Genomic DNA, 22,894 nt, shown 5'->3' on the forward strand with positions numbered 1-22,894 from the left:
ATCGATTGACGGGGTCGTCCCCAGATGAATGACTCGAGCGAGCCGCAGGGTCGTCCCCGCGTTGCGCAATATACTGACGAGCATTAACCCGGGGATCAAGTTTTCAGCTCAGTCGGCAGCCCGTTGCGCGAGGTTGTCGCGGTCTTCCTTCTCGCTCATGCGCCGGAAGTACGTCGACAGCAGCGCCCCGGAAATATTGTGCCAGACGCTGAACAGCGCGCTCGGCACCGCCGCCAGTGGCGAGAAGTGCGCACTGGCCAATGCCGCGCCCAGTCCCGAATTCTGCATGCCGACCTCCAGTGCCAGCGACTTGCGCTGAGCCAGCGGCAAGCCGAACAGGCGCCCGGTGAAGTAGCCGAGCAGATAGCCGAAGCTGTTGTGCAGCATCACCACCGCCATGATCAACAGGCCGGACTCGGCGATTTTCGCCTGACTCGCCGCGACCACGGCGGTGACGATAATCACGATGCTGACCACCGACACCAGCGGCAACACATCCACCGCATGCCGCACCTTGTCGCCGAGCAGCCGCTGCGCGACCACGCCGAGAACGATCGGCAACAGCACCACTTGCAGGATCGACCAGAACAGCTCCATGAACGATACCGGCAACCACGCCGAGGCCAGCAGCCAGATCAGCGCCGGGGTCAACAGTGGGGCGAGGAGGGTAGTGACCGCGGCAATCGCCACTGAAAGCGCCAGATCACCGCGTGCCAGCCAGGTCATCACGTTCGAAGAGGTGCCGCTCGGGCAGCAGCCGACCAGAATCACCCCGACGGCGATTTCCGGAGGCAGGTGAAACACCTGGCAGAGCAACCACGCCACACCGGGCATGATCACGAAATGCGCAACCACGCCCAGCGCCACCCGCCACGGATGGCGAGCGACGGCAGCGAAGTCGTCGAGTTTGAGGGTCAGGCCCATGCCGAACATCACCAGACCCAGCAGCGGTACGATCGCGCTTTTCAGGCCGATGAACCACGCCGGTTGCAGAAAGGCCACGACGGCAAAAATCAGAACCCAGTAAGCGAAGGTATTGCCGACAAAGCGGCTGAGTGCAGCCAGTGCGCGCATGGCTTGATCCTTGTTATGTGAAAGCGTTAGGAAGCTAAGCATACGTCGCCAACAAAAAGATCGCAGCCTTCGGCAGCTCCTACAGGAAAACCCGTCTCATGTAGGAGCTGCCGAAGGCTGCAATCTTTTAATCTTTCACACGAATGACGGGTCAGATCCCCTGCGGCATCTCTTCCCCACCCAACGCTTCAACCAGTGCCGGCAGGAAGTCGCCGAAGGTCAGCATCATCAGGGTGAAGCTGGCATCCAGTTGGCCCAAGGCTTCGTCGCCACCGTCCTGTTCCGCCTGATCCTGCAACAGATCCTCGAATTTCAGGCGTTTGACGGTCATCTTGTCGTCGAGCATGAACGACAGTTTGTCCTGCCAGGCCAGCGACAGCTGAGTGACGACTTTGCCGGTGCTCAGGTGCAGCTGGATTTCTTCGCTGGTCAGGTCCTGACGCTTGCAACGGACGATGCCGCCGTCTTCGTGGGTGTCGCGCAGTTCGCACTCGTCCAGCACATAGAAATCGTCGGCGGCTTTCTGCGTGGTGACCCACTCGGTCATCACCGCAGTCGGTGCCATTTTCACGGTCAGCGGACGCACGGGCAGGGTGCCGATCACTTCGCGCAGGGTCGACAGCAGGTCTTCGGCGCGTTTCGGGCTGGCCGAGTTGACCAGGATCAGGCCCTGTTTCGGCGCGATCGCGGCGAAGGTCGACGAACGACGGATGAACGCGCGCGGCAGAAACGCCTGGATAATTTCATCCTTGATCTGGTCGCGTTCCTTCTTATAGACCTTGCGCATCTGCTCGGCTTCGATCTCTTCGACCTTTTCCTTGACCGCGTCACGCACGACGCTGCCCGGCAGAATACGTTCTTCCTTGCGCGCAGAGATCAGCAGGAAATCGCCGCTGACGTGTACCAGCGGCGCATCTTCGCCCTTGCCGAATGGTGCGACGAAACCGTAAGTGGTCAGCTCCTGGCTTGCACACGGCCGCGCCAGTTTGGTCGCCAGTGCAGTTTCCAGCGCCTCGGCGTCGACAGGCAGGTCTTGGGTCAGGCGATAGATCAGCAGGTTCTTGAACCACATGGGGCGAGTCACTCCTTTATACAAAGGGGGGCATTATTGTCTTCGCCGGGGCATAGGCCAACCCTTCTCTAAGCCTTTGGAAGGCCTCGGAAAATTATTTAAAAAAGTGCTTGCCAGAGGTTGGGGTGCTCCGTAGAATGCGCGCCACACCGAAGCGAAGGGTGATTAGCTCAGCTGGGAGAGCGTCTGCCTTACAAGCAGAATGTCGGCGGTTCGATCCCGTCATCACCCACCATTCGTTTCAAGTGTTTAGCGCAGCGGTAGTTCAGTCGGTTAGAATACCGGCCTGTCACGCCGGGGGTCGCGGGTTCGAGTCCCGTCCGCTGCGCCATATTCGGTAACCTGGACCACTGAACGCCAGGTCACCACGGAAAAACCCGCTGATGCGGGTTTTTTTCTGTCTCAAGGTTGTACCCGCGGGATGTATCGTTTCACCGGTTTTCAGATTTTTTTGAAAAATATTCAATTAAATCAACACTTTACGAAAACTTGTGGCATAATGCGCCCCGTAACGAAGCGAAGGGTGATTAGCTCAGCTGGGAGAGCGTCTGCCTTACAAGCAGAATGTCGGCGGTTCGATCCCGTCATCACCCACCATTCGTTTCAAGCGTTTCGCGCAGCGGTAGTTCAGTCGGTTAGAATACCGGCCTGTCACGCCGGGGGTCGCGGGTTCGAGTCCCGTCCGCTGCGCCATATTCGGTATCTGGAACTGAACGCCAGACACCACAAAAAGCCCGCCTTGTGCGGGCTTTTTGCTGTCTGCGATTTATGAAATCGCCGCGCTACTGCGCCGCATTGCGGGCATGCCGATAATCGCTCACCGCCTCGTACACTGCCTTGCGCAAGCGATTGATCCCGCCAATCGGCCGATGCGCCTCGATGCCGAACCACGGGTTGAACGACAGATTGTCGCATTGCAGATTCAGCGCCGGCGTATCGAAGTCCTGCGCAGGCAGAGTGATCCGCGCCACGGTTTCAAACGGTGCATCTTGCTCACGCCACTCAATGCTGGTGTCCTCGATCGGCATGTACTTGTTCGCGTCCTGGCGCTGGATCTGCAGGGCAAAACACGCCGGTACCCGATCCGTGGATAACTGTTGATTCAGTGCACTGCGCAGAAAATTCGGCAAGTCGTGATTCTGTTTGGGCAAGGTATACGCCGGGCAACTGTCCGGATCCGGCACGACGCGGAATTTCGCATTGGCCTCACCGAACTTGTAGGGCGATACCGAGAAATATGTAGTCTCGGTCGGACTGTCCGGCGGCGCTGACAGCGTGGCCAAGGCGATAAACAGATGGCGGACCTGCCAGGTGCGCGGATCCCACGTCGGAAAAAACGCCATTACCTTCTTGCCGTCAGCCTGCGCCGCCACATTCTGACGATACTCGGCGACATCGCTGACAAAGAAATTCGGATGGCTGAACATCACGAAATCCTGTTCATGCTGGTCCTGGCGGTTGCCGAGCAGTTGCGTGCCAGGAACCTCAAGCAACTTGATCGCCATTCCGCGCGCGTCGCGAATGCTGTCGAATTGCGGATAGGCATTGCCGTTGGACAACCGGATCAGCGCCTGCCAGGTCTTGCCCGGCTCGCTGAACACACCCCGTCGCAGCGATTGCGCCAGTTCCGGTAACACCTGCACTTGCGCCTTCACGCAGCCATGCGCCTTGGCGTGGGCATCGCGCAGATAACGTGTGGGTTCGCGGTGCTGGTCGACGATGCGCACTGCGGTTTGAATGATGTCCTGGGTCATCGCCGCTTCGCCCGCTGGAATCTGTTCCTGCGCCGACACCGGCCCACGATGCTGCCAAGCGAACCACGCGGCGGCGATGGCCCAGCCGAGCAGGGCGATGACCAGCAGGATCAGCAGCGTCTTGCCAAGCAAACGCCCCAACCAGAGCCAGAAGCGAGCCAGTGGCGGCAGTTCTTTTTTGAATGTCGGCATGATCATGGCAACTGCGCCTCCAGTGGTCCGCCCAGTACTTTCAGATATTCGAGCAGCGCCCAGCGCTCCTCGGGTTGCAGGAGGCGGCCGATCACCCCGTTGCCGCGAGCGCCGGCGCGGAATTCGTGGCCGCTGTTATGGTTGCCGCTGATGCGCGTGTCGAACAGAAAACCGTTGGTGAAAGGTTCGGTGCGATAGCCGAGGTGGCGCGGGTCGTATTCGAGCGTGCCTTTATAGAAGGTGGTGGCGCGCTCATCCTGCGGTGACAGCAACTGATAAAGGCTCGGCACCGAGCCGTTGTGCAGAAACGGCGCAGTCGCCCACACGCCAGCCAGCGGCCGGGCCTTGTAAGCGACTTTCTCGCGCACGCCGATCGGCAGGCCGAAACCATCCATGCGCGGTTTTTCTCCCGGCGTGATCTGCGCGTCGCGATAGGCACGGTTTTCCACGAATGCGGTGACGTAAGCCAAGCCCTTGGCCACCGACAATTGGCTCAGATCAAGCGGCTCCTTGGGTTCGGGGTGCAGTTTGACGTCCATCTTTTTCAGCTCATTGACATCCCATTGCAGTGCGCTCAAGTCGAAACGGTGACTGGCAACGTTGTTGGCCGCATTCGGATCGGTACCGATCACGTCTACCGGCAGCATGTGCAAGTGCTGCACCCAGCGTTCGCCTTCCTGCGATTGGCGCGGGACATGGCAGCCGGCGCAGTTTTCCGCGAACAGCGCGCGGCCTCTGGCGGCCAGCGGCTTGTCGATCGCTCCGAACAGATCTTCCGGCCAGGTCGGCGGCTTCAACTGCTGCAAGGTTTCTTCGATAGCGTGCAGATCGCGCACGCGCACGCTGGAGGGATAGCGCTCAGCGCCTTGCAGCGGCTGACCGTTGGCGTCGAAGAAATTCAGCGTGGCACCGACGCCGAGCGCCTCGCCGATATTGCGCGCCATTGGCTGTTGAGCCGAGCCGTTCCACTGCACCCAGTCGAACGTCCACATGTCCCACAGCTGCGGGTAATCCACCGGGGCATCGGCCACACGGTAGTTGGCAGGGGAAATCGCATCGCCAAACGTCGCGTTGGCAATCCGGCCGAACGCATCGGTGCGCCCCGGGCCTTCCTCGGTGGGGTACAGGCCGCGATGGGTGTCGTTCCAGGCCACTTTGACGAAGGTGTTCAGCGAGGTCTTGAACTCGCTGCGCAATTGTTCGCGGCGCGCTTCGTAATCATCTCCGAGCACCTGGCGGGCGAAGCGCTCGAACTTCCACGGGTTGTAGTAAGTCGAGGCGAGACTGGCGACCAGGGCCTGTCCGAAACTGCCACCGCGCAACGTAGGAACGCTGGAAGACAGCACGTGCTGTGCGCTGCCGCCATCGATACGTACGGCCTGGCCTTTGACGCGCAACTCGCCGGTGTGGCAAGCGGCGCAGGTGATGTCCAGATAATGCTCCGAGGCGTTGCCGGGATTCTGGTGCCGGGCAAAACCGACGGGAAGGTTGCCGGGGTTGTTCGCGCTCGCTTTCTGCTGCGGGTCGACCAGGAAGCCGAAACGGGCGAGATATTCAGGGGAGGCGAAGCGCTGCTCGGAGAAGGGCAATTCGAGTGCCTGGAACCACTCGTAACGCAGGCCTTTGACTTGCGTACCTTGGGGCGTGAAGTAGTAGGTCTGCCGTTGCTCTTCGCTCCATTGATCCAGGTAACGTACCTGTTGCGGCGGGGTGTAGAAGGGCAATTTCGGGTTGGCGACGTAATAGACAATCACCGCAACGGCGATTATCGCCAGCACGATCACCAGAGTGAGAACGCGGAATAGAAGGCGCAAGTTAAACATCCTTGTCGAATTGTTGCGCTGTTATGCCTGAGCCATGACTGCTGGGCAAGTGGCCATCACGCCAGACGCTGAGGCAAGCTCCGATGACGCTTGTCGTCCGTGGATGACAGAAGCTTCATCCAGCCGTTGCCCAAATGCGTTTTAATCCCTGAACTTATCGGAAGATTCCTGCTCTCATGCCGGTAGCCATTGGTCGTGGCGGCCTGATAAGCTCGCGGCTTTACTCGATTGCCCATTCGGCGCATGAACAAGGAAATAGCATGAAACAGCATCGGTTGGCGGCGGCGGTAGCCCTGGTTAGCCTGGTACTTGCGGGTTGTGACTCGCAGACCAGCGTAGAGCTGAAAACCCCGGCGCAAAAAGCTTCCTACGGCATCGGCCTGAACATGGGCAAAAGCCTTGCCCAGGAAGGCATGGATGATCTGGACTCCAAAGCGGTAGCCCAGGGCATCGAAGATGCCGTTGGCAAGAAAGAACAGAAGCTGAAAGATGAAGAACTGGTCGAAGCCTTCGCCTCGCTGCAAAAGCGTGCTGAAGAGCGTATGGCCAAGATGAGTGAAGAGTCGGCAGCCGCCGGCAAGAAATTCCTCGAAGAAAACGGCAAGAAAGCCGGTGTGACCACCACCGCTTCCGGCCTGCAGTACGAAGTAGTGAAGAAAGCCGATGGCCCACAGCCTAAGCCGACCGACGTCGTCACTGTTCACTACACCGGCAAGCTGACCAACGGCACCGTGTTCGACAGCTCCGTAGAGCGCGGTAGCCCGATCGATCTGCCAGTCAGTGGCGTGATCCCGGGTTGGGTTGAAGGTCTGCAACTGATGCACGTTGGCGAGAAGTACAAACTGTACATCCCTAGCGATCTGGCTTACGGCGCTCAGTCGCCAAGCCCGGCAATCCCGGCCAACTCGGTTCTGGTTTTCGACCTGGAACTGCTGGCCATCAAGGATCCAGCCAAAGAAGACGCCGCTGCCAAGTAACACGCAACGGCATCGCCAACAACGCCTCGCTTATGCGGGGCGTTGTTGCATCTGCAGGTCAGGAAAGTTAAACAGAGCGAACTGACGCCGTTCAACACAGTCATAGCTTTGAGGCTGCCCGCGCTAGACGCCCTGAGCTGCCAAGTCAATGAAATATTGGGCTTTTTTATGTGAGTAAAAAACGCCCGATCTGAGCGCAGCCCTTATGAAACGGGGCTCTCAGCGCTGAAATGCAGCTCTGTTCACAAGGTTATCCACAATTTGTGTGGATAACATTTCAACGGGAAGAATAGATGAAAGCTCCGTGGAATTTCGCTCGATTCCTGCCGTTAGCCGGTCGCCTGCTGGCCCGTGGACGCCTGCCGACCCTATTGTTTGCCGTGGCCAGCAAAGGCGCCGCGCAAGGCAATCGCTTGGGCAAACTCAAGGATGATCTGCGCTTGCTGCAGTCGTTATGCCTGGCCTACTGGCGTGGCGAGTATCGCGCGATCAGTGCCAAGTCGCTGATTTCGGTGGTGGCGGGCCTGATGTATTTCCTCAGCCCGGTCGATGCCATTCCGGATTTCATTCCCATGTTCGGCATGCTCGATGACATCGCTGTCCTCGCCTGGCTGATGAAAACCCTCGATGACGAGCTCAACGCCTTCCGCCTGTGGCGCAAGCGCCAGCAACCCGAGAAGCTGGCGGTGGTTGAGCGCCTTCCTGATACCCCTGAACAATTGCAGCTGCAAGGCCCGAAAAAGCCCTGACTGACGAAGACTGCCTACAGATAGATACCACTCGCGACCTTGGCCGCTGTTAGGATTACACTTCTAGGGAAAAGTGCCGACTCGCTAAGTGGTGTTGTCCTACGGGGTAGTCATGGATATTCAGATAATTGCACGCGATGGCGAACCCGAATACGCGGTTCTGCCGTGGGCTCAATATCAGGCTTTACTGAAAGCAGCAGGGATCAACGCAACGCCGGCGCCGCAGCCAGCAGCGCCGCTCGCCACCTCGCCGGAGCCGATTCTTCCGGGTCTGGATCAATTACGCAGTTTGCGCGAAGGGAAGGGCATCGCCATCGAGGCGCTGGCCCGCACGGTAGGCATCAGCCCGTCTTACTTGGCCATGATCGAAAGTGGTGAGCGTCAGCCCGACGCCGCGATTCGCCGCAGCCTGGCCTGGGAACTGACGGTGCCAGGTTGGAGGGATGAATCGTGAGCGTACGCATCAGCCGTCAACATTGGGACGGATTGCTGGGGGAGCTGGACCAGGCGCGTCGTCAGCGCCATCTTCTGACTTATCGAGCCTTGCTTGAGCGTTTGCAGCTACCGACTCCGGCGATGCAGACGTTGACGGCTGCACTGGAGCATCTGGCGGCACTGGATGCGAAAGCCGAGCAGCCGTTGCGCAGTTCGCTGGTCATCAGTCAGGGCGCCAGTCGTTTGCCGCGTACCGGTTTTTTTGAATGTGTCGAGCGTCTGGGGCGCTTTTCCGGGCCTTCGGATGGCGTTGCAGCGGCGTCCTGGCATGCGTCGGAAGTGGTGCGGGTCTTCGAATACGAATACCCGGAATCGGCGGAGGCCTGAGTGTTTCTGCGGCTCAAGGCGCGGGCCGGTTACTGGCTGGCCCGCCGGCTGTTTCATTGGTCGTGGTTCGTTCGCCAGCCTCGTGGCTGGCGCTGGCTTGAAGGCCAGTTCGCGCGCATGGCCAACCTCGGCGATGTCGGTGCGCAGAGCTTTTATGGGCACATTCTGACTTTTCGCGGCGTCGGGTTGGGCGCGCGTGAAGAAGGCGTGCGTTTACTGCGTCTGGCGGCGTTGGCTGGTGATGGTAAAGCGGCGTATCAAGTCGGCGTGATCAGCCTCGCCGGTACCCCGAGCAAAGCACCGGATCCCGCTGAAGCCGCTCGTTGGTGGAGCATGGCTGCCAAAGCCGGCCACCCGTTGGCCGAGCTTAAGCTGCAACAGCTGATGGCTGGTGATTCAACGCAGTAATTCCATGTATGTCTTCTAAGTAAACGCGGCGTGAGGTTTTCCTCACGCCGCGTTTACGTTTTTGCCTGCACGTTTTTCGCTGGATGTTGGATTGCAGATTAGTCCTACATCCTTTGCCTACTCGCCTGACTTCTTTCCTTTCTGATCCCACGCACAGTTCCCGCGACTAATTTCTTGCGCGAGGGACCGCTCATGCTTCAGCCCGTTTTTCAGCCCACCTTGTCTGCCTGCGTGTGTTGATGGAAGCCATCGCGCGCATCGAGCAGGAACTCGACAGCTTTCCGCAAACGCTCAGCCTCTACCGCAAACAGCTTGATCACTGGCTCAGTCGCAGGGCGGACCAGATCAGCGAGGCAGCAGACTTGCCATCGCTGGTGGGTATGGAGCGGATCATCCGCTTCGGCGATAGCAGTACGGCGGTCAGCAGCAGCGACGACGAATTTTCCTCCAGCGTTGTCCAGTGCCCGCAGGGCGGGCTCATGCAGATCGAGAGCAAGTTCGAATCGGTCTACGACATCCCGCTGGGCAATATTTCCGTCGATGTGGTCGACGTGGATAGCGGCAAGACCGCGCCGGTCGCCCTTGATCAGCAGGGCAAGGGCGAATTCAGAGGTGAAGAGGGCAAGTTCTACCGCGTTCTTGTGCACAGCGCTGTCACCTCCAATCAAGTCGCGAAGCTGTTCGAATCCTATGACGGCTTGACCGGCGAACTGGAACGCTGGCTGCGTAGCGAGTGGCAAGGTTTCAAGCCGCAGTGGTCACACTCGGTGGCGACCGCAGCCAGCAACGGCATGCTCGCCGGCAGTTGGGCGGCCATCGAGGGGGTATGGGACAGCCTCGGCCTGTTGTCGGAAATTCTCCAGGACCCCGGCAAGTTTGCCGAGCGTTTGGGCAGTGGCGCGGCTGAGCTGATCGAGCTGGCACAGACCGCGCCAAATCTCATGGAAGAGCTGCAGTTGCTGGTCAGTGACGAAGCGGCGATGTGCTTGCTGCTGCGGTCGGCAAGCCTGTGGCTGGACATGCTGCCGCCCAGCGAGATTGCCGGCAAATCTGCTGAAGTGGCGTCGATGATGATCGTGCAACTGATCATCGATGTGCTGATCAGCGTGGTGCTGACGTTTGTCGGAGCGGGGGCGGGGATCGCTTATCTGACGCTGCGTCTGGCTGACCGCGCAACGCAGCTGTTCAACGTCGCCAAGCGTCTGGTCAAGGCGCTGTTCAGCATCGTCAGCGCCTTCATTGAATACGTCGACCGCTACAAAGCCGTTGCCGCGCGCGGTATCGCCGCCGGGGTGAAAAAGGGCCGGATGCAATTGCGCTGGGATGCCAAGCGCAACGCCATGTTGAAGAAAGACGAACAGCACGACGACGTCCCCGATCAAGCGAAAAACCCCAACGGCGACGCCGCCGACTGCGTGCCCAAAACCTGTACCAATGGCTGCCCGGTGTCGATGGTCACCGGCGAAGAACTGCTGACCCTGACCGATGCGGTGCTCGATGGCGTGCTGCCCTTCGAGTTCACCCGTTTGTACCGCAGCAGCGCGGTCGAGATCGACATCGGCCTGGGTTTCGGCTGGAGCCACACGCTGGCCCATCGCCTGGCCTTCGACGGCGATGGCGTGATCTGGATCGACCACGAAAACCGCCGCACCCGTTTTCCCTTGCCCAACGTCGCGCGCCGGGCGATTCACAACAGCCTGTCGCGGGCGGCGATCTTTCTCGGCGATGAGCCGGAAGAACTGATTCTGGCGTTGGCCGGCGACAGTGCGCGCTTCTACCACTTTCGCGCCGGCCGGCTGACGGCAATCAGCGATGTCTACGGCAATCGTCTGACCCTGCAACGCGATCGCTCCGACCGCATTCAGCGTCTGGACAACGGCGCCGGCCGCTCATTGCTGTTGCGTTATGACCGCGCGCAACTGGTGGCGATCGATTATCAGGTGTTCGTCCAGGGCGAGTGGACCACCGAGCAAAACCTCGCCACCTACAGCTTCGATGCCCGGCAACGCCTGCTGACCGCGACCAACGCGGTCGGCGACAGCGAACGCTACGACTACGACGACCATCACGTCATCCTCCAGCGCCAGCTGACCGGCGGCGCGAGCTTCTTCTGGGAGTGGCAGCGCGAGGGCAAAGCGGCGCGCTGCGTGAGGCACTGGGCGTCGTTCTCGCAGATGAACACCCGTTACGTCTGGAACGATGACGACGCCAGCGTGACCGTGCATTACGTCGACGGCACCGAAGAAGTCTACGTCCACGACGAGCGCGCACGGCTGGTGCGCCAGGTCGCGGCCGATGGCGGCGAGCAGCTCAAGGCTTATGACCAGCAGGGCCGCTTGATCGCCGAGCAGGATGCATTGGGCGCGGTTACCGAATACCGCTACGACGAGGTCGGACGGCTGATCGCGCTGATTCCGCCGGACGATGCACCAACGTCCTACGGGTATCGCAACGGTTTTCTCTACAAGCGTTGCCGTGGTGATGCGGTGTGGATCTACCGGCGCAACGCTGAAGGCGCCGTTACCGAAGCGGTCGATCCCGACGGCCAGGTCACCCATTACTACTACAACCTGCGCGGGCAATTGCTGTCGCTGCGTTATCCGGACAGCAGCCGCCACCGCTGGGTGTGGAACGAGCTCGGCCAGCTCATCGAAGAAACCCTGCCCGATGGCGGCGTGCGGCGCTTTTCCTACGATGCGCTGGGACGGCGGATTACCACCCAGGACGAATTTGGTGTTGTCAGTCGTCAGCAGTGGGACGCGGCCGGCCGACTGATCCTGACGACTTCTCCTACGGGCAGCACGCGCGCCTACAGCTACGGCGCCTACGGCCAGATCACCGCTGAGCGCGATGAACTCGGGCGCATCACCCGCTACGAATATGACGACGACCTGCACCTGGTCTCGCGGCGGATCAATCCTGACGGCACCCGCGTGCAGTATCGCTATGACCATGCGCGGCTGTTGCTGACCGAGATCGAAAACGAGTCAGGGGAAAAATATTGCCTGGATTACACGCCGACCGGATTGATCCGACAGGAAACCGGGTTTGATGGGCGGCGCACAGCTTATGCCTACGACCTCAACGGGCACCTGCTGGAGAAGACCGAGTTTGGTGATTTCGGCCCCAGTCTGGTCACCCACTATGAGCGCGACAAGGCCGGGCGTTTGCTGGTCAAAACCCTGCCCGATGGCGCCAAGATCCGCTACGACTACGACCGCCTCGGCCGATTAATCGGCGTCGATGACGGGCAAAACCATCCGCTGGCCTTCGAGTACGACCGTCAGGATCGGCTGATCACCGAGCATCAGGGCTGGGGCACCTTGCGCTACGCCTATGACGCCTGCGGCCAGCTCAAACGCCTGCGCCTGCCGGACAACAGCAAGCTCGATTATCACTACGCTAAGGGCGGTGCGCTGAGCGCCATCGACCTTAACGGCACGCCGCTCACGCGCCACGTCTACCAGTCCGGTCGCGAACAGCAACGCCAGCAAGGTTTGCTGTTCAGCGAATACTCCTACGACGATCAGGGCCGCTTGCTCGCCCATGCTGTAGGCCATCGCCACGCCTCGCTGTACCGCCGCGATTATGCCTACAGCGCCAATGGCAATCTTGAGCACATTGCTGACAGCCGCCACGGCCAGCGCACCTACGGCTACGACGCCCTCGACCGGTTGATCCGCGTACGTCACTCGCGCGACGAACTGCCCGAATCCTTCGCCCACGACCCGGCGGGCAACCTGCTGATGCAGGACCGCCCCGGTCCCGCGCAGATCAAAGGCAATCGTCTGCTGATGCAGGGCGACCGTCATTACGACTACGACGCCTTCGGCAACCTGATCCGCGAACGCCGAGGCCACGGCCAGACCCTGGTCACTGAATACCGCTACGACTGCCAGCACCGCCTGATCGGCCTGACCCGCCCCGACGGCCAGACCGCCACGTATCACTACGACGCCTTCGGCCGCCGTATCCGCAAAACCGTCGATGGCGCCGTCACTGAATTCTTCTGGCAAGGCGAACACCTCGTCGCCGAAAGCAGCGCCACGCAATACCGCAGCTTCCTCTACGAACCCGGCACCTTCCGCCCGTTGGCGATGCTCGATGGCAAAGGCCCGAAAAAAGCCTGCCCGTTCTACTACCAACTCGACCACCTCGGCACCCCGCAGGAACTCACCGACTACAGCGGCGAAATCGTCTGGTCCGCGCAATACGACGCCTACGGCAAAGTCGCCGCCGTCACCCTCGCTGGCGAAGACTACCTCGACCAACCGCTGCGCTTTCAGGGGCAGTATTTCGATGCGGAGAGCGGGCTGCATTACAACCGGCATCGGTATTACGACCCTAGGTTAGGGCGGTATCTGACACCGGATCCGGTGAAGCTCGCGGGTGGGTTGAATCAGTACCAGTACGTGCCGAATCCGACGGGGTGGGTGGATCCGTTGGGGTTGAGTTGCATTTGTCCACCGTCAGCGCCACGACGTCCGATGCGATACGAGGCTGGTCGCGTGGTCGTCGAAGAGGGCGCGCCCCCGCTGCCAAAGATGACGGCGCAGGAGCGACGGGCGAGGATTGATGAAGTGGCTGAGGAGAATGCAAAGCGGCGTGTGAGTGAGTATGAAGAACTTTATGACATGCACACCGTGAAAAAACATAGTTCGGAAATTACTGGCCCGGCTCTCAAGCAGCGAGCGATAAATGGCGCGGATCCTCATACTGGCGAGGTTCCTAAAAATGCCAAAGGTAATCCAAGCTCTCAGTTTCATAGTTGGCGTATGCATCTGGGGGCCTTGAATAAAGCGATGACGAAGGATGAAAACGGATTGATTAAGCATACAGGGAAGGATCAAAAGAAAAATCCTATAGTTCGATTGGAACTGCCTGGAGCTGGGCGCGGCTACAGGCCTAATAAAAAAGATGCACAAAATCCTCGGCTGAATGAGGATATGAATTGGTTTGAGGTTAAGTTCGACAAAGACAATACACAGAAGCCTTTTACGGGCTTCCCGTCGGAGGGCAAATGATGCTTAAAGACCCATTTTTAAATGAGCCTTTTGAACCTGATTTGATGTGGTTCGTTGGTGTATTTGATGTTTATGATAGAGAGGAAACCAAGGGTGTGGAGCTCGAGATATATGATCCGAATGATCGAGCTGATAGAAGCGTGCTAATAACGAAATATTGCTTAAATCAGCCCTATCTCTCCTTTAGGCATAAACTGGTTCTCATTGAAAATCTGGAAGCAGTGCTTAAGGATTCAAGCTTCGATTTTCAAGCTGTATTCGAAATTGATGAATGCGAGGCAAACAGTTGGCCGCGTGAGGAATGGTACTCATTAGAAAATCCCCGTTGCTTTTTTCAAGATGTCTTTCGACTGGCGCAGGAAATTTGGAAAGAGGATCTATTGATGGCAACTAATGAGGATAGATCAACTTGGTAAACTAAAAGCCAAGTTGACGTTGGTCCGTAAGCTATGACGGAAGTAGCTCGGCAGCGACGAAACTATCAATCACGTACACACTAAACCCCACAACCCCCTTCGCATGATGCTTAGCCTGCGAAGCCATCTCCGCAAGCTGGCTGGCATCAAGCGCTGCACAAGCCTCAGGCCGCAGATGCACCACCCCGATCGATAACGACAACAACGCAAACTCCTGCCGCACACCCTGGCGATTCGGCGCAATAAAACATCCCGCCTCAAGGTGTTCAGGCCGATAGAAGCGGCGGCATTGGCTTTGGAAATCGTCGAGCAGTTGGTTGAGGCGTTTGCGCCAGTCTTCGGGGCCGAGGACGAGGAGGAAGTCGTCGCCGCCGATGTGACCGACAAAGTCGCGGGTGGGGTCGATGCGTTCGTTGAGGCATTGGGCGAGGCAGAGCAGGACTTCGTCGCCGCGACCGTAGCCGTAGATGTCGTTGAAGGGTTTGAAGCTGTCAATGTCGACGTAGCAGATGATCGATTCGCGGGCCTGTTGCAGCAGGCGGGTGAGGCATTGCTGGATCGGTACGTTGCCCGGCAGCAGGGTGAGGGGATTGGCGTAGCGTGCTTGCTGGATTTTCAGTTCGGTGATCAGTTTCAGCACGTCGATCACCCGGCCGAGGCCGAGGTAACTGCCGTTGAGGGTGATGATGAAGTCTTCTTCGATGCGCTGGCGGGCGCGGCTGGTGATCAGGCGGCTGACTTGCTGCAGCGACTGGCTGATTTCCACGGCAAGAAAATCATCGTTCATCAGGCGGCTGATCGGTTTGCGCGCGAACAGATCGGTGGCAAACGGTTTGAGCAGTGCGTCCGACAGCGAGTGGCGATGGACGATGCCGCAGGGCTGGCCTTGTTCGTCGAGCACCGCGAGCGAATTGAGGTTGGCCTGGCGGCGGAAGGCTTCCAGTACCGTCGCGGTGGGCGTATCGCGTTGCACGGCGGGCTGGTCGTTGAGCAGGGCGCTGAGGTCGCTGCCTTCGTCATTCAGCGCGACGGCGCTGCTATCGTGTTTGGGCATCATCGCGCGAGCGTCGCGGGATGGATGTTCCTGAGGGCGGCCGAGCAGGTAGCCCTGCACCAGGTCGACGCCCATTTCAGTCAGCACCGCGAGTTCTTCCGGTAGCTCGATGCCTTCAGCAATGACCTGCGCGCGGGACGCTTTGGCGATTTGCAGAATCGAACCGACAAACTCTCTTTTCAAGGCGTCCTGATGAATGCCATCAATGAAGTGTCGGTCGATCTTCACGTAGTCCGGACGCAATTCCGACCACAGGCGCAGGCTCGAATACCCTGCGCCCAAGTCGTCCAGCGCAATGGAAAAACCCATCGCCCGGTAGTGATGCAGGGCGGTTTGCAGCAACTGGAAGTCATCGATCGGGGTCTGCTCGGTGAGCTCGATGACCACTTGACTCGGTGCAATGCCCAAGTCCTGCAGCAGTTGCAACGTACGCCCGGGTTGGTGCGCGGCTTCGAGCAAGGATTCTGGAGACACGTTAAGGAACAGCTTGCCCGGCAGTTGCTGCTCATTGAACCGTCGGCAGGCGCTTTGTCGGCAGGCGATTTCCAGTTCACTCAATCGACCAGCCTGTCGCGCCACGGCGAACAGGGCAATCGGCGAGTGAAGAGGGCTGTTGGACGGGCCACGGGTCAGGGCTTCGTAACCGAGAATGCGGCGTTCGGAAAGACAGATGATCGGCTGGAACAGACTGTGTAAACCGCTTTGAGTCAGGATCGAGCTCAAGGCGCTCAGCTGTTCGGTCGTGGTCATGGCAGTCTCTGGCAAAAAAAAAGGACCGGGAGCGCCTGCTCCCGGTCCTTTATTGCACGACAGAATGATGACTGTTTGATGACGATCCGGGGATCGTCAGCACTAAATTGCCATCACTTACTTCTTGGCCACCTGATTGCTCAGTTTCAGGTAATCCAGCAGCACGCGCCCGGTTTCGCTCAGGTAGGCATCGTCTTCTGGTTTGACCTTGTCCGGCTCGGCAGCGGCCAGTGCGTCTTCGTCTTCTTTCTTCAGCTCTTTGAGCGGTTCTTCGCCTTTGGCCTTGCGACGGATGTTCTCCATCGCCAGTTGCTTGGCGTCGATGTCGGCGTGCTGGGCACGACGATCGGCTTCGTTGAGGCTGACGGTTTTTTCTTCCATCAGTTTCTGCGCCAGGGCCAGCTTGTCGCGGATGAACACGAACTCGGCATCCTTGTTGGTGCGTGAGTCATGTTCGGACTTCAACTGGGCGAGGAACGGCTTGAACGGATCGGCCGCCGGTTTGATCGCCGCGCGGATGGTGTCCCACGGCATGGCTTCCGGCAGGGCGCTTTCGCCAATTTCCTTGGTGTCGATCAGCGACGGGTAGTCGATGTCCGGCAGCACGCCCTGATGCTGGGTGCTCTGCCCGGAGACGCGGTAGAACTTGGCCAGGGTCAGTTTCAGTTCGCCATGGTTCAGCGGTTGAATAGTCTGCACGGTGCCTTTGCCGAAGGTCTGACCACCGATGATCAGCGCGCGGTGGTAGTCCTGCATGGCACCGGCGAAAATCTCCGACGCCGAGGCGGACAGGCGGTTGACCAACAGCGCCATCGGGCCTTTGTAGAACGCGCCCGGGTTTTCATCTTCGAGCACGTCGACACGGCCGTCGGCGTTACGCACGAGTACGGTCGGACCTTTGTCGATGAACAGGCTGGTCAGCTCGGTGGCTTCCTGCAGGGAGCCGCCGCCGTTGTTGCGCAGGTCGATGACCACGCCGTCGACTTTGTCCTTCTGCAGCTCGGTGAGCAGCTTCTTGACGTCGCGAGTGGTGCTCTTGTAGTCCGGATCGCCGGCACGGAATGCCTTGAAGTCGAGGTAGAAGGCCGGGATCTCGATCACGCCAAGTTTGTAGTCCTTGCCGTCCTGTTTCAGGCTGAGGATCGACTTCTTCACGGCCTGGTCTTCGAGCTTCACTGCTTCACGAGTGATCGGCACGATCTTGGTGGTCTGGTCATTCGGCGCATTGCTCGCTGGAATCACTTCCAGGCGCACCACGGTGCCTTTAGGACCGCGAATCAATTTGACCACTTCGTCCAGACGCCAGCCGACCACGTCGACCATTTCCTTGTTGCCCTGGGCAACGCCGATGATCTTGTCGGCCGGAGCGACCTGCTTGGTCTTGTCCGCCGGGCCTGCCGGCACCAGACGCACGACTTTCACTTGATCGTTGTCGCTCTGCAACACGGCACCGATGCCCTCGAGGGACAGGCTCATGTTGATGTCGAAGTTTTCCGCGTTATCCGGCGACAGATAGTTGGTATGCGGGTCGTAGGACATGGCGAAGGTGTTGATGTACGCCTGGAAGATGTCCTCGGCGCGGGTCTGGTCGAGACGCGCCAGCTGATTCTTGTAGCGCTTGGTCAGGGTTTCCTGGATCTGCTTCGGCTCTTTGCCGGCGATCTTCTGGCGCAGCACTTCGTCCTTGACTCGTTTGCGCCACAGGTCGTCGAGTTCCGCGGTGGACTTGAGCCAAGGCGCGTCCTTGCGATCGATCAGCAAGGTCTCCTTGGTGTTGAAGTCCATCTTGTCGACGCCTTTGTTCAGCTCGGCAAGGGCGAAGTCCAGACGCGCTTTGACGCGGTCCAGATAGCGCTTGTAGATGGTGAACCCGGCGTTGAGGTCGCCGCTTTTGAGGAAGTCGTCGAACTGGGTCTTCCACTTGTCGAATTCGGCGATATCGCTGGCCATGAAATAGCTGCGCGACGGGTCGAGCAGCTTGATGTAGCTGTCGTAGATGATCACCGAGCGCGCATCGTCGAGCGGCGGCTTGCTGTAGTGGTGACGCTTGAGCAACTCGACGACGTTCAGGCTGGCGATGACTTCATCGCGATCAGGCTGCAACTTGTCCCAGCTGTTGGCTGCGAATGTGGTGCCCGACACCGGCAACAGACCGATACCGATGAAAAGAGCGAGGGCGGTGCTGGGGAGCAGATGCTTCATGCTGATTCGACGCGGGGACAATTGATAACGCATATTAGGCCGTCTTTGAAGTCGCCGGTTCTTTGAGAGCCGGTCGCATAATGCAAAAAGCCCGGCGCTACAGCTTCGGGCTCAGTCCAGACTCACTATGGAGGCAGTGTGAAGGCATTGCAAGGCGTTGAAGGTCAAGTGGCATGGGTTGAAGAGCCTAGTCCGACGTGCGATGTAGGACAAGTCCGCATCCGGGTGGCGGCAGCCGGCCTCAATCGCGCCGATTTATTACAGAAAGCAGGGCTTTATCCGCCACCACCCGGGGCCAGCCAAGTGCTTGGTCTTGAGTGCTCCGGGGTGATCAGCGAGGTCGGCGCGGGCTCGTCCTGGCAAGTCGGTGACCGGGTTTGCGCCTTATTGGCCGGGGGCGGCATGGCTGAAGAGGTGGTCGTCGACGGACGGCATGTGCTGCCGGTGCCCGAAGGTGTTTCGCTGATCGAGGCGGCGGCATTGCCCGAGGTGTACGCCACCGTCTGGCTGAATGTGTTTCAACTTGCAGCGCTGAAACCCGGTGAGAAAATTCTCCTGCACGCTGGCGCAAGTGGAATCGGTTCAGCCGCCATTCAGCTGTGCAAAGCCTTCGGTAACCCTTGTTGGGTCAGCGTCGGTTCCGCCGAACGCCTGGCTTACTGCGAAGCATTGGGTGCGCAGGGCGGCGTGGTCCGCACCGATGAAATTGAAAGCCTGCGCGACTTCGGGCCGTTCGATGTGATTCTCGACCCGGTGGGCGGCAATTATGCGGCGCTGAACCTCAAGCTGATGGCGCTGGACGGGCGTTGGGTGCTGATCGGTTTGATGGGCGGGCGCGAGGCGAAGCTGGATCTGGCGCAGGTGTTGGCCAAGCGTGTGCAGCTGCTCGGTTCAACGTTGCGCAGTCGTGGCGATCAGTTCAAGGCGGATCTGCTCAGTGACTTGGGCCAGCATGTCTGGCCGCTGTTTGCCGAGGGCCGCTTGCGTCCGCAATTGGCCAGAGCCTTTGCGGTGAAGGATGCCGAAGCAGCGTTTGCCGAACTGGCGAGCAATACGGTGGCGGGCAAGTTGGTGTTGGTGATCAATGAGGGTTTGAGCTGACAGCAAAGCAAGGTCAAAAGATCGCAGCCTTCGGCAGCTCCTACAGAGTCACGCATTACAAAAGTAGGAGCTGCCGAAGGCTGCGATCTTTTGCTTTTATTTCCAGAGGTGGATCGGCCAGCCGGATTTTTCTGCGTGCTCTAGCAGCACAGGATCCGGATTGACCACATGCGGGAAGTCCACCTTAAGCAACAACGGCAGATCGTTGCGCGAATCGGAATAGAAGCTCGCGCCCTCGAGGTTTTCTTCTTCGGCGTCCAGCCATTCCAGCAGGCGAGTGATCTTGCCTTCGCGGTAAGTCAGGGTGCCGACGGTTTTACCGCTGTATACGCCGTGGGCGACTTCCAGTTCGATGGCGAGAAGCTCATCAATGCCCAATCGTTCGGCGATCGGCCTGACCAGATGGCTACCCGACGCCGAAATCACCAGAATCCGGTCGCCGGCCTTGCGGTGGGCGGCGATGGTTTTGGTCGCGTCGCTGAAGATGATCGGTTCAATGAAATCCTCCACCCACGGGCCAACCAAGTGCTCGATTTCCGCAGGGGTGCGGCCAATCAGCGGTTCGAGACTGAAGGCCATATAGTCTTCCATCGCCAGATGTCCGCGGCCGTAGGCATCCATCAGTTCTTTGTCGCGCTGCATGAACGACTCGCCATCGACCCAGCCGAGGCGGGCCATCTGCTCACTCCATAGCGAGGAACAGTCGCCGTGGATCAACGTTTCGTCCAGATCAAAAATTGCCAAAGCCATCGGTTCTCTCCGAGAACAGCTTCAAGCCATAAGCTTCAAGCTGTAAGAATTGGAATCAAGTACGCCGCAGTCTACAACTTGAAGCTTGTAGCTCGCAGCTTGCAGCTGCTTTTAAGCAACTTCGCACAACGCCGTCGGATCGATGGAAAGTGCCAGGCGTTGTCCGTCGGGATGCAGATCGGCGGCGGAGCGGTTGAGTACGTCGACCACCAGTTCCACGCCGCGTGCTTCGACGCGATAGCGAATGACGTTGCCGAGCAGGCTGTGGCTGCGGATCTGCGCGTCGAGTTCGCCGTCAAGGCTCAGTTCGATGGCCTCCGGGCGGATGGCGATGCGGTGGTTGATCGGCCGTTGCAACAGCTTTGAGGCGGCATCGGCGTCGAGCAGGTTGTAGTTGCCGATGAAGCCGGCGGCGAATACATCGACCGGCGCGGTGTAGAGGGTTTCGGCGTCGCCGCTCTGGACGATCTTGCCCTGATTCATCAGGAAAATCCGGTCCGACATGGTCAGCGCTTCTTCCTGATCGTGGGTGACGAAGATCGTGGTCAGGCCGAGCTCGCGCTGGATCTGACGGATCTGTTCGCGCAAGTGCTTGCGAATCCGAGCATCGAGCGCCGACAGCGGCTCATCGAGCAGCAACAAGCGCGGGCGGGTCACCAGCGAACGGGCGAGGGCGACGCGTTGGCACTGACCACCGGACAGTTGATGCGGATAGCGGCTGGCGAAGTCGTGCAGTTCAACCAGTTTCAACACTTCTGCCACGCGCTTGTGGCTGTCATCGGCGTTGACCTTTTGCATGCGCAGGCCGAAGGCGACGTTCTGTTCGACGGTCATGTTGGGGAACAGCGCGTAGCTTTGAAAGACCATGCCGATACCGCGTTTCTGCGGACTCAACGGCACGATGTCGACGCCATCGAGCAAAATCTTGCCGCCATCCACCGGGGTCAGCCCGGCGATGCAACGCAGCAAAGTCGACTTGCCGCACCCGGACGGGCCGAGCAGGGTGACGAACTCGCCTTTGTTGATTTCGCAATCGATGTCGCTGAACACCGTGGTGCCGGCGTAACTTTTCTGCAGGTGTTGGACGCTGACGTAGCTCATTCGCTTTTGTCCTTGTTCAAGATGTTGGCGATCCAGGTCAGGACCAGCACGAAAAAGAAATACGAAATGACCAGCGCACTGGTGAAGTGGCCGCTGCTGTTGCGCATGTTGTTCAGGTATACCTGCAAGGTTTCGTAGCGCGTGCCGACGAGGATGTTGGCGAACACGAACTCACCGAAGAGGAACGAGAAAGACAGTAGCAGCGCCACCATCATGCCTTTGCGCAAGTTCGGCAGCACCACCAGAAACGCCGCTTGAAAAGTGCTTGCGCCGAGCAGTTGCGCGGCGTCCATCAGGTCGCGCAGGTTGATCGCTTGCAGGTTATTGGTGATCGCGCGGTACATGAACGGCAGCGCCACGGTGAAGTAGCAGCCGATCAGAATCCACGGTGTGCCGACCATCGCCATCGGCCCGGAACCGTAGAGCTGCAACAGCCCCACCGAGGACACCACCGGCGGCACCGCGAAGGGCAGCAGGATCAATATGTTCATCAGTGCATCGAGTTTCGGGAAGTAGTAATGCACGACGAACAGCAGCGGCAGGATCAGCACCACCGACAGCACCAGCGCGCCGATACAGACAATCAGCGACTGGCCGAATGCATGTAGAAAGCGCGGATCGCTCCACAGTTGGATGTACCACTTGAAGGTGAAGCCGCTGGGCAGAATCGTTGCCGACCAACTGCTGGCGATCGAATAGACCAACGTGCCCAGCAGCGGCAACAGCAGAATGGCGAACAGCAGATAAACCACGACGCGGTGGTAGAGGCCGGCCGGGCCGGATTCAGCGCGAGACATGGTAGCTCCTCTTCAACAGCAATTGATGCACGACGGTGACAATGGTCATCAGCGCCACGAGCACCACGGCCAGGGCGCTGGCCAGGTTCGGGTCAAGGGAAATGTCCCCGGAGACCATCGCCGCAATACGGATCGGCAGAACGTTGAAATTGCCGGTGGTCAGCGCATAAACCGTGGCGTAGGCGCCGAGGGCGTTGGCCAACAGGATCACGAACGTGCCGAGCAACGCCGGGGTCAATACCGGCAGGCCGATGTGCCGCCAGAACTGCCAGCCGTTGGCGCCGAGCAGTGCGGCGGACTCGCGCCAGTCTTCACGCAGAGCGTCGAACGCCGGATAGAGCAGGAGCACGCCGAGGGGGATCTGGAAGTAGGTGTAGAGGATGATCAGGCCGGTTTTCGAATACAGGTTGAAGTCCTGAATGATCCCCGACTGCTTGAGCATGATGGTGATGCTGCCGTTGAAACCGAGCAGGATGATGAACGCGAACGCCAGCGGCACGCCGGCAAAATTGCTGGTCATGTTGGCGAAGGCATTCACGAAGTTGCGCAGCTTCGAATCCACTCGACGCAAAGAGTACGCACCGAGCACGGCGATGATGATGCCGAATACGCTCGACCAGAAACTGATCTCCAGGCTGTACTGGATTGCCTGCCGATAGAACTTCGAACCGAAGATCTTGCTGAAATTGGCCAGGCCCCAGCCGGACTCTTCCGATTGCAGGCTGTTGATCATCACCCAGACCAGCGGGGCGATTTCGAAAACGATAAAGAACAGCGCGAAAGGCACCAGACACAGCGCCGCGAGCCATTTGCCGCGAGTCATGGCAT

At 59.3% G+C, this 22,894-nt stretch carries 18 protein-coding genes and 4 tRNA genes; 12 read left to right on the forward strand and 10 right to left on the reverse strand.

Going from position 1 to position 22,894, the window contains the following annotated elements:
* Window positions 1-108: 108 nt before the first annotated feature.
* Entirely contained in the window at window positions 109-1,074 is a 966-nt protein-coding gene (locus tag FEE99_RS13080; RefSeq protein WP_041479525.1) for a bile acid:sodium symporter family protein, read from the reverse strand.
* 151 nt (window positions 1,075-1,225) lie between these two features.
* Window positions 1,226-2,146 carry a recombination-associated protein RdgC gene (gene rdgC / locus FEE99_RS13085; RefSeq protein ID WP_024012190.1) on the reverse strand — a complete coding sequence of 307 codons (921 nt, stop codon included), beginning with the start codon at window positions 2,144-2,146 and terminating at the stop codon, window positions 1,226-1,228.
* Between the two features lie 159 nt (window positions 2,147-2,305).
* On the opposite strand from rdgC, the gene FEE99_RS13090 reads away from it, so the two are divergent.
* The 4 genes from FEE99_RS13090 to FEE99_RS13105 all read left to right on the forward strand — a co-directional run bounded on the left by FEE99_RS13090 (window position 2,306) and on the right by FEE99_RS13105 (window position 2,839).
* A tRNA-Val gene (locus FEE99_RS13090) sits at window positions 2,306-2,381 on the forward strand.
* A 19-nt stretch (window positions 2,382-2,400) separates the two neighbouring features.
* Window positions 2,401-2,477, forward strand: a tRNA-Asp gene (locus FEE99_RS13095).
* Between the two features lie 190 nt (window positions 2,478-2,667).
* Window positions 2,668-2,743 (forward strand) — tRNA-Val (locus FEE99_RS13100).
* Between the two features lie 19 nt (window positions 2,744-2,762).
* Window positions 2,763-2,839 (forward strand) — tRNA-Asp (locus tag FEE99_RS13105).
* Window positions 2,840-2,928: 89 nt separating this feature from the next.
* Here FEE99_RS13105 and FEE99_RS13110 read toward each other — a convergent pair.
* A complete protein-coding gene (locus tag FEE99_RS13110) occupies window positions 2,929-4,098 on the reverse strand; it encodes a catalase family protein (protein ID WP_041479524.1) in 1,170 nt (389 codons plus the stop codon).
* Window positions 4,095-5,906, reverse strand: coding sequence for a di-heme-cytochrome C peroxidase (locus tag FEE99_RS13115; RefSeq protein WP_041479523.1), 1,812 nt, complete (start codon window positions 5,904-5,906; stop codon window positions 4,095-4,097). Before FEE99_RS13115 ends, FEE99_RS13110 begins: the two co-directional genes overlap by 4 nt.
* Window positions 5,907-6,175: 269 nt before the next feature.
* On the opposite strand from FEE99_RS13115, the gene FEE99_RS13120 reads away from it, so the two are divergent.
* From FEE99_RS13120 to FEE99_RS13150, 7 genes are all read left to right on the forward strand, one after another.
* Entirely contained in the window at window positions 6,176-6,892 is a 717-nt protein-coding gene (locus FEE99_RS13120) for an FKBP-type peptidyl-prolyl cis-trans isomerase (protein WP_016773732.1), read from the forward strand.
* A gap of 293 nt (window positions 6,893-7,185) precedes the next feature.
* Window positions 7,186-7,641 (forward strand): YkvA family protein, encoded by a 456-nt coding sequence (locus FEE99_RS13125; protein ID WP_016773733.1) that lies wholly within the window; start codon window positions 7,186-7,188, stop codon window positions 7,639-7,641.
* 112 nt (window positions 7,642-7,753) lie between these two features.
* Entirely contained in the window at window positions 7,754-8,095 is a 342-nt protein-coding gene (locus FEE99_RS13130) for a helix-turn-helix domain-containing protein (RefSeq protein WP_016773735.1), read from the forward strand.
* Complete coding sequence (locus FEE99_RS13135; protein WP_003223109.1) at window positions 8,092-8,463, forward strand: hypothetical protein; 372 nt, start codon at window positions 8,092-8,094, stop codon at window positions 8,461-8,463. Before FEE99_RS13130 ends, FEE99_RS13135 begins: the two co-directional genes overlap by 4 nt.
* Entirely contained in the window at window positions 8,464-8,871 is a 408-nt protein-coding gene (locus FEE99_RS13140) for a sel1 repeat family protein (RefSeq protein WP_041479522.1), read from the forward strand.
* A 239-nt stretch (window positions 8,872-9,110) separates the two neighbouring features.
* On the forward strand, window positions 9,111-13,895 hold the full coding sequence (locus FEE99_RS13145; protein WP_064361080.1) for an RHS repeat-associated core domain-containing protein: 4,785 nt from the start codon (window positions 9,111-9,113) through the stop codon (window positions 13,893-13,895).
* On the forward strand, window positions 13,892-14,311 hold the full coding sequence (locus FEE99_RS13150; protein ID WP_052392188.1) for a hypothetical protein: 420 nt from the start codon (window positions 13,892-13,894) through the stop codon (window positions 14,309-14,311). Before FEE99_RS13145 ends, FEE99_RS13150 begins: the two co-directional genes overlap by 4 nt.
* A 31-nt stretch (window positions 14,312-14,342) precedes the next feature.
* On the opposite strand, the gene FEE99_RS13155 is transcribed toward FEE99_RS13150, so the two are convergent.
* Together FEE99_RS13155 and FEE99_RS13160 are read right to left on the reverse strand one after the other, a co-directional pair.
* Window positions 14,343-16,115, reverse strand: a complete 1,773-nt coding sequence (locus tag FEE99_RS13155) for a bifunctional diguanylate cyclase/phosphodiesterase (protein ID WP_041479293.1) — start codon at window positions 16,113-16,115, stop codon at window positions 14,343-14,345.
* A gap of 117 nt (window positions 16,116-16,232) precedes the next feature.
* Window positions 16,233-18,317, reverse strand: a complete 2,085-nt coding sequence (locus tag FEE99_RS13160; RefSeq protein ID WP_162245411.1) for a carboxy terminal-processing peptidase — start codon at window positions 18,315-18,317, stop codon at window positions 16,233-16,235.
* Window positions 18,318-18,455: 138 nt separating this feature from the next.
* Here FEE99_RS13160 and FEE99_RS13165 point away from each other — a divergent pair, with 138 nt between their 5' ends.
* A complete protein-coding gene (locus FEE99_RS13165; RefSeq protein ID WP_041479296.1) occupies window positions 18,456-19,418 on the forward strand; it encodes a zinc-binding dehydrogenase in 963 nt (320 codons plus the stop codon).
* A gap of 96 nt (window positions 19,419-19,514) precedes the next feature.
* Here FEE99_RS13165 and FEE99_RS13170 read toward each other — a convergent pair whose 3' ends face one another.
* The 4 genes from FEE99_RS13170 to FEE99_RS13185 form a co-directional block, all read right to left on the reverse strand.
* Window positions 19,515-20,168: an HAD family hydrolase gene (locus FEE99_RS13170; RefSeq protein ID WP_041479298.1), complete on the reverse strand. Its 654-nt coding sequence runs from the start codon at window positions 20,166-20,168 to the stop codon at window positions 19,515-19,517.
* 111 nt (window positions 20,169-20,279) lie between these two features.
* Window positions 20,280-21,269: an ABC transporter ATP-binding protein gene (locus tag FEE99_RS13175; protein ID WP_016773741.1), complete on the reverse strand. Its 990-nt coding sequence runs from the start codon at window positions 21,267-21,269 to the stop codon at window positions 20,280-20,282.
* The gene (locus FEE99_RS13180; protein ID WP_064361081.1) at window positions 21,266-22,066 is read right to left on the reverse strand and encodes an ABC transporter permease; all 801 of its coding nucleotides are present in this window, start codon (window positions 22,064-22,066) and stop codon (window positions 21,266-21,268) included. The genes FEE99_RS13175 and FEE99_RS13180 overlap by 4 nt, the downstream gene beginning before the upstream one ends.
* Window positions 22,053-22,889: an ABC transporter permease gene (locus FEE99_RS13185; protein WP_162245414.1), complete on the reverse strand. Its 837-nt coding sequence runs from the start codon at window positions 22,887-22,889 to the stop codon at window positions 22,053-22,055. Before FEE99_RS13185 ends, FEE99_RS13180 begins: the two co-directional genes overlap by 14 nt.
* Window positions 22,890-22,894: the final 5 nt, after the last annotated feature.

The organism is Pseudomonas sp. ef1 (genome assembly GCF_007293365.2).
GTDB classification, from domain to species: Bacteria; Pseudomonadota; Gammaproteobacteria; order Pseudomonadales; family Pseudomonadaceae; genus Aquipseudomonas; species Aquipseudomonas siliginis.